General features: G+C 38.4%; 17 protein-coding genes. 4 read left to right on the forward strand and 13 right to left on the reverse strand.

Annotation, left to right across the window (positions count from 1 at the left end):
* Positions 1–51: 51 nt before the first annotated feature.
* The 6 genes from HYB91_RS09395 to HYB91_RS09420 are packed head-to-tail and all read right to left on the reverse strand — an operon-like array spanning position 52 to position 6965.
* A complete protein-coding gene (locus tag HYB91_RS09395) occupies positions 52–1638 on the reverse strand; it encodes an ABC transporter transmembrane domain-containing protein (protein ID WP_002677074.1) in 1587 nt (528 codons plus the stop codon).
* A 52-nt stretch (positions 1639–1690) separates the two neighbouring features.
* On the reverse strand, positions 1691–2791 hold the full coding sequence (gene mnmA / locus HYB91_RS09400) for a tRNA 2-thiouridine(34) synthase MnmA (protein ID WP_002677073.1): 1101 nt from the start codon (positions 2789–2791) through the stop codon (positions 1691–1693).
* Positions 2792–2796: 5 nt separating this feature from the next.
* Positions 2797–3999, reverse strand: a complete 1203-nt coding sequence (gene mtnK, locus HYB91_RS09405) for an S-methyl-5-thioribose kinase (protein WP_002677070.1) — start codon at positions 3997–3999, stop codon at positions 2797–2799.
* Between the two features lie 12 nt (positions 4000–4011).
* Positions 4012–5520, reverse strand: a complete 1509-nt coding sequence (locus tag HYB91_RS09410; RefSeq protein WP_002677069.1) for a hypothetical protein — start codon at positions 5518–5520, stop codon at positions 4012–4014.
* 18 nt (positions 5521–5538) lie between these two features.
* Complete coding sequence (purE, locus tag HYB91_RS09415) at positions 5539–6018, reverse strand: phosphoribosylaminoimidazole carboxylase (RefSeq protein WP_002672293.1); 480 nt, start codon at positions 6016–6018, stop codon at positions 5539–5541.
* Positions 6015–6965, reverse strand: a complete 951-nt coding sequence (locus HYB91_RS09420) for a phosphoribosylaminoimidazolesuccinocarboxamide synthase (protein ID WP_002677068.1) — start codon at positions 6963–6965, stop codon at positions 6015–6017. The genes purE and HYB91_RS09420 overlap by 4 nt, the downstream gene beginning before the upstream one ends.
* Positions 6966–7121: 156 nt before the next feature.
* On the opposite strand from HYB91_RS09420, the gene HYB91_RS09425 reads away from it, so the two are divergent.
* Positions 7122–7919 carry an SDR family NAD(P)-dependent oxidoreductase gene (locus tag HYB91_RS09425; protein ID WP_002677067.1) on the forward strand — a complete coding sequence of 266 codons (798 nt, stop codon included), beginning with the start codon at positions 7122–7124 and terminating at the stop codon, positions 7917–7919.
* Positions 7920–7998: 79 nt separating this feature from the next.
* Here the strand turns inward: HYB91_RS09425 and HYB91_RS09430 are convergent, their stop codons facing one another.
* A complete protein-coding gene (locus tag HYB91_RS09430; protein WP_002669930.1) occupies positions 7999–8394 on the reverse strand; it encodes a single-stranded DNA-binding protein in 396 nt (131 codons plus the stop codon).
* A 269-nt stretch (positions 8395–8663) separates the two neighbouring features.
* Here HYB91_RS09430 and yajC point away from each other — a divergent pair, with 269 nt between their 5' ends.
* Genes yajC through secF form a run of 3 tightly spaced genes read left to right on the forward strand, consistent with a single transcriptional unit; the run spans position 8664 to position 12129 of the window.
* Positions 8664–9077, forward strand: coding sequence for a preprotein translocase subunit YajC (gene yajC / locus HYB91_RS09435; protein ID WP_002672297.1), 414 nt, complete (start codon positions 8664–8666; stop codon positions 9075–9077).
* A gap of 45 nt (positions 9078–9122) precedes the next feature.
* A complete protein-coding gene (secD, locus tag HYB91_RS09440; RefSeq protein WP_002677066.1) occupies positions 9123–10886 on the forward strand; it encodes a protein translocase subunit SecD in 1764 nt (587 codons plus the stop codon).
* Position 10887: 1 nt separating this feature from the next.
* Positions 10888–12129, forward strand: coding sequence for a protein translocase subunit SecF (gene secF, locus HYB91_RS09445; protein WP_002672302.1), 1242 nt, complete (start codon positions 10888–10890; stop codon positions 12127–12129).
* Between the two features lie 71 nt (positions 12130–12200).
* On the opposite strand, the gene HYB91_RS09450 is transcribed toward secF, so the two are convergent.
* The 6 genes from HYB91_RS09450 to HYB91_RS09475 all read right to left on the reverse strand — a co-directional run bounded on the left by HYB91_RS09450 (position 12201) and on the right by HYB91_RS09475 (position 16514).
* Positions 12201–13349 carry an aminotransferase class V-fold PLP-dependent enzyme gene (locus tag HYB91_RS09450; RefSeq protein WP_002677064.1) on the reverse strand — a complete coding sequence of 383 codons (1149 nt, stop codon included), beginning with the start codon at positions 13347–13349 and terminating at the stop codon, positions 12201–12203.
* Positions 13336–13689, reverse strand: coding sequence for a putative Se/S carrier protein (locus HYB91_RS09455; protein WP_002677063.1), 354 nt, complete (start codon positions 13687–13689; stop codon positions 13336–13338). Before HYB91_RS09455 ends, HYB91_RS09450 begins: the two co-directional genes overlap by 14 nt.
* Positions 13690–13731: 42 nt before the next feature.
* Positions 13732–14325, reverse strand: coding sequence for a sulfurtransferase-like selenium metabolism protein YedF (gene yedF, locus HYB91_RS09460; protein ID WP_002677062.1), 594 nt, complete (start codon positions 14323–14325; stop codon positions 13732–13734).
* A gap of 98 nt (positions 14326–14423) precedes the next feature.
* On the reverse strand, positions 14424–14843 hold the full coding sequence (locus HYB91_RS09465) for an Rrf2 family transcriptional regulator (protein ID WP_002677061.1): 420 nt from the start codon (positions 14841–14843) through the stop codon (positions 14424–14426).
* A gap of 8 nt (positions 14844–14851) precedes the next feature.
* Positions 14852–15709: an SIR2 family NAD-dependent protein deacylase gene (locus HYB91_RS09470; protein ID WP_002677060.1), complete on the reverse strand. Its 858-nt coding sequence runs from the start codon at positions 15707–15709 to the stop codon at positions 14852–14854.
* Positions 15693–16514, reverse strand: coding sequence for a protein-ADP-ribose hydrolase (locus tag HYB91_RS09475; RefSeq protein ID WP_044909814.1), 822 nt, complete (start codon positions 16512–16514; stop codon positions 15693–15695). The genes HYB91_RS09470 and HYB91_RS09475 overlap by 17 nt, the downstream gene beginning before the upstream one ends.
* Positions 16515–16564 lie beyond the last annotated feature (50 nt).

A 16564-nucleotide genomic window follows, 5' to 3' on the forward strand; every position in this document is an offset into this window, starting at 1 on the left:
GTGGAATTATAACATTTTTTTTGAAGTTTGTCTTGAGGCTAAGAAATTCAATTATCCTTCTTTAAATTCAAAAACCTTATCGCAAAGAGCAAAAGATTTTTTGCGGTGGGTTATAAAAAGGATAATTGAATGAGGGAAAGCCTTACGCAATGCTTCGATAGACTGCGTTTCCCTTATTTCATCAAGGCCCGAAAGGGCTTCATCTAATATGATAATTTTAGGTTCTTCTTTAAGGGCAAAAAACCTTAACAACACCACCCTTTGTTTTTGTCCCAACGAAATATTTGTTCCTTCAGTTTCCAAATTAGTTTCAAGCGAAAGATTATCGCTTTCATCAAAAATAGAATCAAAGACTTCTTTTGTAATATGAGCATCTTCGGTAAGTTCGGCATTTTCTTTAACCGTACCTTGAAAAATTATAGACTTATCGTTTATGTAAAAAATATTTCCGTTAAGAGAATCGGGGTTTAAGGTTTTGACATCCTTACCTCCGATATAAGCGGCAGCCGTTTCGGAATATAAAAGTCCTGAAAGAATTTTTAAGGCAGTACTTTTACCTAAACCTGATGGGGCGGAAATACCGTAAAGACCCGCCGATGAAATATCTACATCGGTTTTAATGTTTATGTCCTTACTTTCAAAAGAATGTTTTATATCCTTTAATAAAATGGAATTAAAGTTTTCAGCTTTATTGTGCCCTGCCAAATCGGCGGCAAATTCTTTTTTTATCTCATCAACCAGTTTCTTTTTTTCGTTAGAATTTAAAATTGCCATACGCAGGTCGGCAAGATTTTGTACCGGTTCAATGAAATGTCCTACATACATATAAAACGAAATTATAGCACCCAATGTAGTTTTTCCGTATTTCATTAGTATAAAACCGGCGACTAAATTTACAAGAGGTAAAGAGGTGTACAAAAATCCGTTTATGTCCCGATAAAGCCGCTGATAAAATTCTTCCGATTTTTCCACCTTTAACATATCTCTTCTTACCTTTGTTAAGGATGTTTTTATTTTCTTTTCGGCAGAAAAAATTTTTATATCCGAAAAACCTTTTAAGGCTTCACCTAAATGCAAAAGAAATTTTTCGGAGGCTAAAGAACTTTCTTTCGAATACTTCATAATGTTTTTTCTTACAAAGCAGCCTATAAGATATATCAGCGGAATAAAAAGAGAAGTTAAAAGTAAGAGCTGCCAATTTAAATATAAAAGAACACAAACAGCCACTACAAACATCATAATATTATTGACAAGCATTACAGGGCTTACCCCATAAAGAGAACCCAATTTATAAGGTTCATTGGCTATACGGTTTAAAAGTTTTTCATTATTAAATGTGCCGGCTAAATTAGACTTTGCACTTAAAAACTCGTCAAGAAGAATTTCGGTTTCTGCAGCAGCAACAATATTTTTTGCCGTATTAAAATTATAGTTCCAAACAAAATTAAAAATTTTTTGAACAAAGATAATGATAAAACAAATTATTATGGTTCTAAATACTTCGGGTGAAAACCCCTTGTTTAAGTCATCTATTATTTTCCCTAAAAGCAATGGAATCGCAGCAGAACATGCAAGCGGAATAATTGAAAGTAAGACAATTTTAGCATGTAATTTAAAATAAGATTTTTTATACAACATAGACAGCTCCTGTTATATTATATTATATTATATAGTGTTGTCAAGCTCATTTTTAAAGTATTCCCAGCCTCTCAACCGATTCTATTATGCCGCCGCCGATGATATAATTGCCGGCATAAAAAACTGCGGCTTGTCCTTCGGCGACGGCTTTTTCAGGCTCTATAAATTCTACCTTAAATTTCCCTGTATGTTTAAAGTCCTCATTTTTAAGCGGAATCAATTTTGCCTTTTTCTTTTGTTGGCGGTATCGTGTTTTTACCTCAATATCGATTTCTTTATCTATTGTTTTTTTTGAGATTATATTTACATCTGAGGCGGTGAGACTTTCAGCAAAGAGTTCTTCATCCTTGCCTACGGTAACCGTGTTCGCCTTTGCATCTTTTTTTACAACATAGACGGGATAACCCATTGCGATTGCAAGACCGCGCCTTTGACCTATGGTATAATATTGAAGCCCTTTGTGGCGGCCTATTTCATTTCCCATTGTATCAACAAATTTTCCCTCTTTAAAAGAATCCGCAGCAAGGGCGTTTATTACCCTTGTATAATCGTCATCTGGAACAAAACAGATGTCTTGGCTGTCGGGGCGGTGAGCATTTATAAGGCCTGCATCTTCGGCTATGCTTCTCACTTTTTCTTTGGTAAAATCACCTAAAGGAAAAATAGAACGGGAAAGCTGTTCTTGAGTAAGAAGGGCTAAAAAATAGCTTTGGTCTTTTTGAGCATCCTCAGCCTGCCTTAGTAAAAATCTTTCCTCGCCTTCAATTTCGGTTTTTTCTATTTTTGCATAATGGCCTGTTGCAATTTTATCGAAGCCGTCCTTTAAGGCTTGTTCCAAAAAAAGACCGAATTTTATTTTGCTGTTACATATAAAGCAGGGATTCGGCGTTCTTCCTTGTTTATACTCTTCTACAAAATAGTCGATGATTTCAGCCTTAAAAGTTTCCCTCATATCGTATACAATGTGCTTTATACCGAGCTTGGCTGCAACTTTTTTTGCATCGTCAATATCATCAGTCTGCTCTTTATAAATGCCTGATAGTTTCGGTAAAAGCTGCATCGTAAGGCCTGTAACATCATAACCTTGATCTATCAATAGTTTTGCCGCAACAGCGGAATCAACGCCTCCGCTCAAACCCACAAGCACCTTCATCAAGTTTAAAATCCTCTTAAAATTTCTTCGGGGTTTAAAATCATGGCACATCCCAGTTCGGCTAAATCCCTTTCAAGGGCAATACGGTTTTCGATTTTTTTTATGCTTGTAATTTCGGCTGTTTTTGCAGAACCGATTATCCTTCTGTTTAACTCGGTACCGCAAAAAGAAACGGCATCAATTTTTATTTTTTCGATGTAGTTGTCAATAAAAATTTCGTTTTGATAAACAGGATCCTTTATATTTTTAATAAGAAAATCTTTTGCAAAGATATGGAAGAATTTAAATAGATTGTTTTTTGCATTTTCAAGCCAAGATAAAAAGTCAGTTCTTTGCTTTTCTTCATCAACAAAAAGAGGCGAATATTTTGCATAGCCTTGAGCAAAAATAAAATGAGCAAGGACATTCCCAAGATCATAGGCTATTGGGCCGTAAAAAGCAAATTCGGGATCGATTATTTTTATCTTTATTTCTTCATTTTCATTTTTTACAAAGATAGAACCCGAATGCAGATCCCCATGAATAAGCCCTTGAGGATAGTTATTGAATTTTTCTTTTAAGGCTGCAACCCTTGCAATGAGATCTGAATCTTCATAGAACTTTTTTTTAAGCCAGTCGGCATTTTCGGGGAGCAAAATATTTCTTTGCCTTACATCCTTATAAGGATGAGTAAAAACCAAGTCTTCAGTAATCTTACAAAGATCGGGATTATAAAATTTGGCTGCTGCTTTAAATTTTTTTTGATAAGCTAAAACCAAATCTGTGGAAGGCAGGCTTGCGTCTACGATAAACCGAACAATCAGCTTTTCGATTCCGTAAAATATTTTTCCGGCCATTAATTCCGTTCTTAAATTAGAATAAGAACCGATGTCTTCCATTATGATTGCAGCCATAACCGGATCGGCATAAATTATTTTCGGAGAAAAACCGGGAGCACATTCGTTATACAGTTTTAAAACTTCAGCTTCACGGATGCTCCTATCCGGGTTTAAATATCCGTCGGGACGCACCCTTGTTTGAACATCAGCTTGTTTTAAAATAAGAGATTTTTTTGTGTTCGTGTCAAAAATGCGATAGACATAGTTTATATTTCCGTCCCCTATTTCTTCGCAAACTAAATTTTCATTCGAATCAAAAAAATTACTGTGCTCAAAGACGTAATCGATTATATCATCGCCTTCCATTTTGTAATGGGAACTAAACCGCATTCTGCCTCCGTTTTAATAATGCAGCCCTATTCCGATAAAAATTTCGGAAACAGGTTTACCGTCACGTTTTGCATAACCGTCTTTATTTTTTATTTCTCTTAAATCATGTCCGTAACTTATTCGTGCATAAATACTGCGCATTTTTATCGGATACATTATTATTTCAAAGCCACCCGAATACCAGCCGTGTTTTGGATTGTAATAGGTATCGGTATTTTTATCATGAACCAAGGCCATATCAAAAAACGGTGTTATGTGCAGCTCAAAGCCGAAGAAACGAGTCCATTCAACTCCGGTAATTTCTTCCCATTTAAAAACGCCTATTTTTATAGGTACATCAAAATTAAAACTAAAAGCTGTATCCGTTTCAATTCTCTTATTTAAAATACCCCGCAAAATTTTTCCGGTATGCTCGCTTGATGTTTTTCCGAATAGATTGTAAAAAAAATCGAACCTGCCGTATAAACCTACTCGCTCTAAAAAAGAATAAAAGCCCTTCGTTTGCAAATTAAAAGAAACATCTACATTACCTTTTTTATAAGTGTTATATTTATAGCTATTATCAATATTTACCGTAAAGCCTTGTCTAAAATTATTTATCCAGTTTACCTTGCCCATTCCAAAACTATGTGACCAATTAATATTTAGACCTTTTTTTTCTTCATTGGTCATTTCTTTAAATTTCCAATTACCGTCTATACCAAAATAAGGAGTCCATGTGATTGTGCCCAATGTTTGATCTTTATATATATCAAATACCAGTGATGTATAAAATCCGTTTGTAAGATAATAGTCTTTTTCCGACGGAGAAGCAGAGACCTTTATATCTTGAGTTATCCCCGCCGCTAAAGTGAGCCAATCGACACCTAACTTATATGAAGCACTTAAGCCTGTGCCGAAATCAAAGCCGAATTTTTTATCTTCATCTATACTAATTTCCGCATTAGTGGTCCAAAGAAATTTAACCGGATTAATATGGAAAGGCAATGCAAATCCGGTACCAAACTCAAAAGAAGATTTGCCTTCATTATTTCTGTTATATATTAAATCCATTGTAAGCGGCTCAAGCGAACCTAAAAAATTAAAATCCTTTAATTTAAGCTTAAACTGAAGTCCGCGGTTTGAATCAAAACTCGGATAAGGCAAGGCTATAATATTCCATGTATCTTTAACATATATTTTAAGCTTTACCGGAGTAATATTATTCTGAGGCTCCAAAAAATCGAAAGTAATTTCATAGCTTTCAATTGTTCTCATGTTATGGAATTCGGTATTAAGCTCTGCAATATATGCGTCGAATTCTTCACGTGAAAAAAATATTCGTTTTTTATCTATTGGTATTTTTGATGATAATGGCCGTTCTTTGGTAAAGCCTTTTATATTGTATTCAACACTTTCAATCTTATAAGCCGGAGTATCCATCTGTTTTTCGGCTTCTAACTTTTCATCAGTGTTTTGAGTATAAAGATTAATTACAAAAAAGCAGCATAGTGCAGCCATTAAAAAAAATCGTTTGTACATTTTATTCCACCATAAATTCTATCTTTTTAATTTGGAATCGTCTTCAATTATTTTTTGAGCATTTGATTCCATATAAGATTTGACCGAATCCGCTATTTCTTTATCATAAAGTGAAAAAATTCTTGCAGCAAGGAGAGCCGCATTTTTAGGCTCCAGCACCAAGGCCGGCGAAATACCAGAGGGCATCCTAAGAGAAGAATAAATGTCTGCTCCTGCAAAGCTGTCGGATGGAGGAGGACAAGCAATTGTAGCCCCCTTTACAAAACCGTCCACAAAGCCGGAAAGAGCATTGCTTCTTCCTGCAATAGTAATATAAAGTTTCGGCCTATCAAGAGCCTCATATTCTTTTAGCATAGAAACAACATGCTCCGCAGTTTTATGGGCCGAGCCTATTCTTATAGCATACTCGATTCCAAAGCTCTTTAACTCCGAAGCTATTTTTTCTGCATGGCCCATATCCGAAGATGAACCCATAAGTATTATTACAAGAGGTCTCACATTAAGCCTGCCTTTTTTAAGTTCTTTACTATGCGATCTTCAACCGGATATTCTCCCGGAACAAATTTAGATTTTGTCAATTTTTCGTAAGCAGTAATATAAAGCTGAATAGCCTCATTCCAGACATTTTCATCGAGTTCGGGGATTTCTCCGTCGCCTCGGTAACCCTTTGCTGCATAGGCCATTCTCACAAATTCCTTGTCAAAGTTTTCGGGTTCCTTTCCTTCCTTCAATCTTTGTTCGTAAGTATCGAGTTTCCAATAGCGTGAAGAATCGGGGGTATGAACCTCATCTATTAAAAGAATATTATTATCCTTATCTACACCGAATTCGTATTTTGTATCAACTAAAATCAAGCCCGCTTCTTTTGCACTTTTTTGACCGCGCGCAAAAAGGGCAAGGGCTGCTTTTTGTACAAAGCCCCATTCTTCTTTTGACAGATAGCCTTGCGAAACAACCTCATCGCAGGTAAGTCTTTCATCATGGCCTGTAGGACCGCCCTTTGTAGTGGGAGTTATAATCGGCTTGAGTAAGGCCTGATTTTTTTTCAAGCCTTCAGGAAAATCATATCCGTATATATTTCTTTCACCTAAAGAATATCTGTACCAAAGAGCCGTAGATGTTACGCCTGTGATATAGCCCCTTACGATGACCTCTATCGGAAGAGGTTTTACTTCAGTTACGATAATGCAGTTAGGATCCGGACAAGATATTATATGATTTTTGATTATATCCTTGGTATTTTCAAACCACCAAAGCGAAAGCTGGTTTAAAACCTGTCCTTTGTATGGAAGGGCTGTAAGAACCCTGTCAAAGGCAGAAATTCTGTCTGTAGTTACAATCAAGCGTTTCCCTTCTTCGGGTGAGTACCAATCCCTTACCTTTCCGGTTTGTTTTGAAGGGAGAGGTAAATTAGATTCTCTAAAAGCTGCATTTCGTGAAATCATTTTAAACTCCTCAGGTCAATTTATATCGACCAAGTATATATGAAGATTTAGAAATTTTCAAGTATTCACATATATTTCTAAATTTTCCGATAGAAGAAAAAAAGAATTTTGTCTATAATAATGAAGACTTCAATTTAGCTGAAACGGGGTAGAATTATGAAAAAAATAGCGATAGTGGCGGGAGGCTCAAGCGGTATAGGTCTTGAAATTACAAAGGCCCTGGTTCTAAAAGATTATTTTGTTTACACCATGAGCCGCAGAGAATTTTTAAGTTTGCCTCAAGAAAAGAGTAAGCACATCAGCCTTGATATTACGGATGAAGAAAATCTTACAAAAGCCTTTTCCGATATTTGGAAAAAGGAAGGTCGGATTGATTTAGCCGTATGTGCATCCGGATTCGGTATTTCCGGTGCTGTGGAATTTACAAGCCTTGAAGAAGCAAAAAAACAAATGGATGTAAACTTTTTCGGAGCCTTTTTATTTATAAAGACAGCCGCCTCGTATATGCGCCCCCAATCTTTTGGAAAGATATTTGTGATCAGCTCTATAGCCGGAGAAATTGCCATTCCGTTTCAGGGTTTTTACTCGGCATCAAAGGCAGCCCTTGGCAAGCTCTTAGAAGCTTTTAGAGCGGAACTTCAGCCATTCGGTGTTGACTGTGCCCTAATCATGCCCGGAGATGTTGCCACCCCCTTCACGGCCGCAAGAAATAAATCAAATCTTGGGGATGATGTTTACAATGGAAGAATTTCAAAAAGTGTTTCTAAAATGGAAAAAGACGAGCAAAAGGGGATGAATCCTGAAAAGTTAGGAAAATTCGTCGCCTGCCTCGCTGAAAAGCGAAAAGTCGGATTTTTTTATCCTTACAACTGGACTTACTCCTTCTTGCTGCTTTTATACAGAATTTTACCCCGCAGCCTCGCTCTTTTTATCGTCAAAAAACTATATGCCTAATAAAGATGCTATCAAGGCCCGATGAGTGAATCTCCGTAAAGGAGCTTTTACGTCTTAGGCCTTGACAGCGATTAATTATTTAAAATGCCATTACTTTTTCTTCAATAAGAACCTCCTCCTTTGCCTGTGTTTTTTCGCCTGCATTTTTAAAGATAGGCTTAAACTCTACATGTTCTGCAACAACCTTTACCTTGCTGTAGTTTTTTCCATCGGTACCGACCCATCTATCCTGCTTAATTCTGCCTACAACGCGGACTCCCCTGCCCTTAGCCCCGTTTTGTTCACATAATTTTGCAAGACTTGCCCATGACTCTACATCAAAATAAGAAGTTTCCTGCACAAAGGCATCGTCTTTTTTGTAGTTTCTATTTGAAGCAATAGAAAAAGTACAGATGTCTGTTCCGTTTGCCGTAGTTTTTAAAACAGGGTCCCTAACCATGTTTCCTTCAATAATGAGTGAATTTAATGATTTCATTTTATACCTCCAAAAATCACAAAAATAACGTCACCTTGAACACTTGTTCAATAAGATTTCGAAAGATTGGGCCGGCGCCGCTCCCTTGCCTTCATCTAATTATAGGCTTGTAAACGCAATTTTTAGTAAAATTTTTAAAAAAAAGTTTATAAAATTTTAAAAAAAAAGTTTTTTTTAAAAGCTGACCTCTTATTGACTGAATATGTAAAAATATGATATTGTATTTTCCTATATTTATATTTTAAATTACTTTAAAAAGGATGGGTTTTATGAATTTTATGCCTTTATTGCAAGGAACCGCTCCGGGCGGTTTCGGCTCCTTCGGTTTTTTAATACCGATGCTCTTGGTATTCGTTATTTTTTATTTTTTGCTTATCCGCCCGCAGAAAAAAGAACAGCAAAAAACCGAAAAGATGATTTCTCAGCTTCAAAAGGGGGATAAGATCATCACTATCGGCGGTATTCACGGTGTTGTGAGCTCAACAAAAGAAAAGACAATTATCATAAAAGTTGATGACAACTGCAAGATTGAAATTAACCGTTCTGCAGTAGGGGCCGTTTTAAAAGATGAGCCTCCAAAGCCTGATTTCGGAGGAGAAGGCGAAAAGAAAAAATCTCTATTCGGAAAAAAGGCCGATGACTCCGCAAATGACGATACAGTTTCACAAAACGAGTCAAAATAAAACAATTTGCGGTTTTATTATTAAAACCGCAAAGGGAGATAAATAATGAGCAAAAGATTTAGGTTTATCGTTGTTCTTCTTGTCATCGCCTTGTGCTTTGTTTTCTTACACCCTACCCTTAAATGGTATTTTTGGACAAATCAAGAAGATAAGGCATTAGCCTTGGCATCAAGAGAAAAGATTAAAGATTATTCCGAAAACATGGCAAGAGCTGATGTTGATAAGCTTATAGAAATGGCTGCTTCGAACTCAACAGAGCCTCTTTCGGAAAAATATGCCCCTATTATTAAAGAAGCTAAGAACCGTAGAAAGGCCTTAGGTATGGAAATCCCTTCTCAATGGACGGCTCAAGATGTTGCTGCAAGCTTTAAGCTTTCATCAAAAGAAAAGTTTATACCCATAGCCCAGTCTATTTTAGAAACTGCGTATAGGGATTCCATTTTAGGCATAAAAAACTATCAAACAAATGCCGTTAAACTGGGTCTTGACTTATCGGGCGGTATGTTGGTTATTATCAAAGCCGACTTGGATGCTGCAATTTCTGCCGATGGAGCAAGCAGCGATACAATAGCCGACTCAAAGAAGGCTGCCATGACTTTGGCCATGGACACCCTCCGAAGCCGAATAGATAAATTCGGTCTTACGGATCCTGTTATCCGCCGTCAGGGTGAAGACAGAATCTACATTGAAATGCCGGGAGCTGCCGATGCAGATAAGATAAACTCCATTATCATGGGCCGAGGTATTTTAGCCTTCCATATAGTGGATGATGAGGCGACTCAGGCATTTAGAGAATATTACCGAAACAATCCGGGAAAAACCTTTGATGCCGATTACAATCTTTTAAACCCCGAAATTATTCCTGAAGACTGTATGGTGCTGGGTGTATATCACAAGGATGCCTACGGTATAGATGAAAGAGACGATAGAGAACCCTTCCTTGTCGTAAAAAAGCAGGCAGGCCTTGAAGGAAAACACCTCGTAAGTGTTGACACTTCGACAGATCAAAGATCCAATAACCCCCTCGTAAACTTTTCTCTTGATGCTGAAGGAGCAAAGATATTTGCAGAATTAACTACAAACAATGTCGGAAAAAGGCTTGCCATAGTTTCGGACAACAAGATAAAGTCTGCTCCTAACCTCAAAGAGCCTATCACCGGAGGTTCGGGAAGCATAAGCGGAATGTCTGCAACAGAAGCAAACAACCTTAAAACCGTTTTACGGACTGCATGGCTAAATGTTCCTCTCCAGCTTGAAACACAGCAGGTTGTAGGAGCCAGCTTAGGAGACGAAAAAATTAATGAAGGTATTAAGGCCTTGCAATGGGGCTTAATTGCAGTTTTGGTTTTTATGCTTGTATTCTATAAGGAAGCAGGAATCAATGCCTGTATTGCTCAAATTTTAAACCTTTATATCATGTTCAGTATTCTTTCAGCCTTCAATTTAACTCTTACCTTGCCCAGTATTGCGGGTATGATTTTAACTATTGGTATGGCTGTAGATGCTAACGTTGTTGTTTTTGAAAGAATAAAAGAAGAACTAAGGCTTGGTAAAACAAGGGAAGCCTCCATAAACGCAGGCTTTGAACATGCCTTTTCTGCAATTATGGACTCAAACATTACAACATTCATTGCAGCCTTCTTTTTATCAATTCTCGGAACCGGACCGATAAAGGGCTTTGCATACAGCTTAGCCATAGGTGTTGTTTCTTCAGTATTTACCGCTTTGTTTGTTTCAAGATTAATTTTTGACTTTGGAACTCAAACATTAAAATTGGAGAAGATTCATATCAGCTGGAGGAAGTTATAAAATGAAAAAAATAATCAGTTTTTCGAAATTTTTCGTTCCGTGCATTATTTTAAGTATAGGGCTTATAGCCTTCGGAATTATAGGCTACTTTACCAAAGGAATAAATTTCGGTATTGACTTTCAGGCCGGTTTTATCGAAAAGGTAAAAATAGCCCCTACGGCAGTAGAACTTTCCTATGAAGGACCTTTAACGGTTTCCTTTTCTCAAGGTATATCCGACATTTCGATTACTACCACCTCTCTGGATGGAGAAAACAAATCTTATGTCTTTAAGTTTGCCGATAATCCGACTCTTAAAGATTTCGCTGACGGCCTTGCCTCTATTGATGGTTTAAAGGTAAAAGTTACCGCTTCGGGAAATGTGCTTCTTAAAAACTTGTTTTCCAATTCGGAATCTTCTTCCCGTCTTTCGGCTAATGTGTTTAGACTTCACCATTTGGAAAAAGGTCTTAAACCGATAAATACCGATGAGGTCCGCCATGCACTTTCTTCAATACCCTCAGTTTCGGTCCAACAACTGGGAACGCCTGAAGACAGATATTTTCAGATAAGACTTGCCGATGACGGAAAATATGAAGATGCAAACAAAGAATTACGCTCGATTATAAACACTGCCTTAAATGCAGCCTACGGAATCGAAAACATTGCAGTTATAAGTACGGACTTTGTAGGTTCCCGTTTTTCTTCTTCGTTGGCACAGCAGGCAATATTGCTAGTAGGCGGCGCCTTGGTCTTAATCTTTGTTTATGCGATGTTCCGCTTTCAGTGGAATTTTTCGCTCGCAGCAATTATTGCTCTGCTCCACGATACGCTCATAATGATTATGTTTATCTCGTGGACACAGATGGAATTTAATTCTACGACAATAGCGGCCATTCTTACGATTATAGGTTATTCCATAAACGATACAATCGTTATCTTTGACCGTATCCGCGAAAAGATTCATCTTGAACCTAAGCTGGAATGCAAGGAAATTTTAGACAAAGCCCTAACTGAGGTATTTACCCGAACAATTATTACAACCCTTACAACGATGGTTGCGGTTGTAGCACTGTATTTGTTTACCACCGATTCGATGAAGGATTTTGCCTTAGCCTTAATTGTAGGTCTTATAAGCGGAACCTATTCGTCAATCTATGTTGCATCTTATTTTATCGCTCTTACCTCCAAGGGTAAAAAAGCCGGAGAGATGATTACCAGAGGCAAAAAAGCCCCGGGTGAACTTTCAGGAGCGGTTATCTAACAAGATAGAATAAATTTCAGAAGAGAGAGAATTTTAAGTCAAGCGGTCGGTTAAAAAATCGGCCGCTTTTTTTATGCGTTTTGAGCTATTTTTTTTAAGGCCTCGGCAGCTTGCTTGACTTCTTCAAAGGTATTAAAAGAAGAAAAACTAAAGCGGACAATGCCCTGCTCTTCGGTTCCGAAAGCCTTGTGTACCAAGGGAGCACAGTGGGCTCCTGGTCGGCTTGCGATACCGAAGTCTTCATCGAGAGCACGGCTTATTTCTCCCGAGGGAATATCTCCTATGTTTATACCTACAACAGCCCCCGTTTTTTCGCTCCAAGGATTTCCGTATATTTTAAGATTAGGAATAGTTTTTATTTTCTCGATAAAAAGCAATTTTAAATCGGCCAATTTCTTTTGAATGGAAGTAATTCCTGTTTCTAAAACATAGGAAGCCCCTGCATTTAAGCCCATAAAGGACGGAACATTCATGGTACCCACTTCAAAGATGTCGGGCATCTCTGAGGGGTGAGTCTTATCAAAAGAGTGAACTCCGCTTCCTCCCGAAAAAACAGGAGCAAACTCGAAATTTCCGTTTACGATAATACCGCCCGTACCCTGAGGCCCGTAGAGCCCTTTGTGGCCGGTAAAACAAAAAATGCTTTGCCCGTATTTTGATACGTCTATAGGAATTGTACCCGCACTTTGAGAAGCATCTACAATTAAGATTAGACCGTGTTTTTTGCATATGGAATGAACATAGTCCAAGTCACAGATTGAACCTATCACGTTTGAGCAGTGGTTTACGATAATGGCTTTAGTGTTTGATTTGACCTCTTTTTCGATGAGCTCATAGCACAAAAAGCCGTCTTGGATAGGAATAATTGAAAGTTCGGCTCCTTCTTTTTCGAGCTGATAAAGAGGGCGCAAGACCGAGTTATGTTCAAGAACGGTAGTTATGATGTGAGTATTTTCTTTGCCTGAAAAAAGGCTTTTTATTACGAGGTTTAAGGCAGATGTAGCATTTTGACAAAGAGCAACATTTAAGGGATTTTTTATATTAAAAAGCTTTGCCAAAGTTTGCCTTGTTTTAAAAAGCTCTGCGAGGGCTGCATGTGCCGTACTATGAGCTCCTCTCCCCGGATTTCCGAATTGATGTGAAGCAATCCCCCTAAATACCTCTTGGGCCACGCTTTCAGGCTTTTGAAGGGTGGTTGCGCTATTGTCAAGATAGATCATATTTTTCCACAAACCTCTTATTTGTTTCTATTTTTAAAAGATAAGTTCCCGTGTAAGGAATTTCGGCCTCGGTTAAAAGGCGGGAGGCTTCTTTTATGCCTTCTTCATTTACCCGTAGAACCAAACCGCAGCCCGCAGAAATTTCAGGCGGAAGAGGAATAAGTCTCGCCTCAGTCAGGCCCTCGATTGCACTTGAAGCCGAAGAAGAAAAATCTCCCGAAGTTTCCAATGCTTCAGCATCGGAAACTTCACCTGAAGCTATAACTGCGTCAGCAGTTACAGCTTCAGCGGCTATCGCATGATGAGAAGACGAAAACGAAAAAACTCCGTAGGTTTTCAAATCTTTCTTCCGTTACTCTTTTTTTTGCTACACTTTGGTAAACTATGGGCGGACTACAAAGTGGGTGCGCATAATTTCGGTAATGCGGTACATATTTGTAGGGCTTCCTACCTTGAGCTTTTCTTTAAGCCCGTAAAAGTCCAGACACAAGCCGCAAGACAGAACTTCGCAGCCTTGAGAGGCAAGAGCCTTTAAGTCGTTTACGGTTTTTTCGTTTTCGGTTGTAAGCTTTACACCCGAATTATAGCATACAACGAACTTGGGAAGCACATCCTGTTCCGTGAGGGCATAGATAAAACCTTCTAAAAGCTTTTTGCCGAAGCCTTCATCTCCCGAACCCATCTGATCCGAGTTTATAACAACAGCATATTCAGTATTCGAAGTTTGAGGAACGGCAACAGGATTTAGATTTACACCGTCTTTTGCCTTTAAAAGAACTGTAAACTCTTTTTCAGAAATCTTGTTTACCTCAACCCCTATGCCGAGCTGAGCCGCCATCTTTGAAAGGTTTTGAGTTGCAACCTCATTATCAACCTTGACCGAGATATTTTCTTTACCCGTATTTTCCCTGACAGCCTTTTTTGCCATAATAACGGGAATAGGACAAGCCTGTCCCATAGCATTTACTTCTATCATAACAACCTCACAATATATTAAATTTTTAGATATATTATCATAAATGCTTATAATTAGTCAATGATGAGAATTATCAACATTATTTTATTTTGTGAATGTTAAATATCTTTACTTAAATCGGCAATAGTTGTTTTGTTAAGCGAATCCTTCATTGCTTTTTGGGCATCATCCAATTTAGCATCAAGCACAAGATGAATTTTGCTTCCCACAGGACATTTCGGATTCGGCTTAGGATGAAAATTAAAAATATCCCGTTCTTCATCGCCCTCATTGATTGCGTTGTAAACATCGAGAAGCGTTATTTTATCTGCGGCTTGAGCCAAGTGCGACCCGCCGACCCCTGCGGCAGTTTCCACAAGTCCCGCTTTTTGTAACTGAAGCAAAATTTTTCTTATGATAACGGCATTTACACCTGTGCTTGCAGAAATAAAATCCGAAGTAACGCGCATATCTTTTTCAAAATACCGGATACACAAAAGAGTATGTACTGCTGCCGTAAAACGAACACTTATTTTCATATTTCCAATTATACCATTTTCTTCAAGACTTCGCCAATATCGTCATTGATACAGATAGATTGCTTTTCTATTTTGGGCGGCACAACGGCTTCTCCAAAATTGATGCAGGCATAACTAGCATTCGGATTTTCTTCAGTCATTTGCCAAAACGGATACTTTATGATTCCGGGTGTGTTTACGCCAACGCCGAGCTCAAGGAACAAAACTTTTCCGTCGCCTTCCTGTTCACCGTTTTTTATTATATTCCGAGTTTGCAAAAACTTTTCATATTGTTTTGATGCCTTGTACCAACCTTTATCCGTTACAAAAGTGTGGTCTGCCCTAAGATTCATGCTCATCGGCTTTCCGCAAACAGGACAACGGGGAACAAGTTCTGTCGGAACTTTCATTTCATCACGAAATTCCCACATTGCCCGGATTTGTTTTTCATTGTCATAAGTTTTTTCATGACACGGCTCGCTGCATTGAAACAATCCGTAGTCGCCCTGCGTGTAAAATAGCCGGTTCTTGTCAAAGCCGGCTTTTTGAAAGCAATGGTCTACATTTGTTGTGATCACAAAATAATCCTTGTCCTTCACAAGCGAAAACAAATCTTTATAAACCTGTTTCGGCGGATCCATATAGCGGTTTATCATAATATAACGGCTCCAATATGCCCAATGCTCTTCGAGCGATTCAAAAGGAGTGAACCCTCCGGAATACATATCATGAAAACCGTATTTTACTGCAAAATCTGAAAAATATTTTTCAAACCGTTCTCCGGAATAAGTAAATCCTGCCGAAGTGGAAAGCCCGCTTCCGGCACCGATGACAATTGTTTCCGCTTCTGAAAGAACCTGTTTTAATTTCTTAATCTTCTCTGTCATACAAAAGCCTCTCATAAATTTCTTCATCTTTTTCAGTGAACACATTAAACACAACCTTCATCCCGCCGGCAGGACCTGTCACGTTCGGGCTTGAACCGGATTTCTCGTTTTTTTCTTTCCATTCCCTGACGGCAGCAACCGCGATTTGTGCCGCCTCCTCCTGCGGAAAACCGAAAACGCCTGTTGAAATACAGCAAAACGCTATCGACCTAAGGCCCTTATCATGCGCCAAATCAAGACAAGATTTATAGCATGAAGAAAGCAAATCGCAATCAGTTTGAGTAGGATGTCCGTCCGCAATCGGACCTACAGTATGAAGCACAAACTTACACGGCAGATTAAACGCAGGAGTGATTTTTGCTTGTCCAGTCGGCTCTTCATGCCCTTGTTTTTTTATAATCGAATCGCAGGCGGCACGGAGCCTTATTCCTGCAAAGGTGTGTATGCAGTTGTCGATACAGGAGTGGCACGGCTGCCAGCAGCCTGTCATTCCGCTATTCGCTGCATTTACGATTGCATCAACTTTGAGTGTAGTGATGTCGCCTCGCCAAATGTAAAGATCATCACAGGCCGGAACCAAATCCGTTATGTCGGTAATTCCGCACAATTTAATTTCTTCCTGCAAATACTCATCTTCAATATGCAAAAACTCTTCACTCGCAGGAACGGCATGACGCACATTTACAAGTGAGCGAAGAAGATATTTTTGCTCTGTTTCACTTTCAGGAATCTGCACTCCTCTATATTGTGAATTTTCTGCGAGAAGATATTCAATCAAAAAACGCCTCCGCTCTGTCTGTGTCATAATTCACCTTCTTTCGGGCATCTCTTGCCCGGTGTCTGTGTAAGTTATTC

Origin of the sequence: Treponema sp. B152, from assembly GCF_024181665.1 — a bacterium.
GTDB classification, from domain to species: domain Bacteria; phylum Spirochaetota; class Spirochaetia; order Treponematales; family Treponemataceae; genus Treponema_B; species Treponema_B denticola.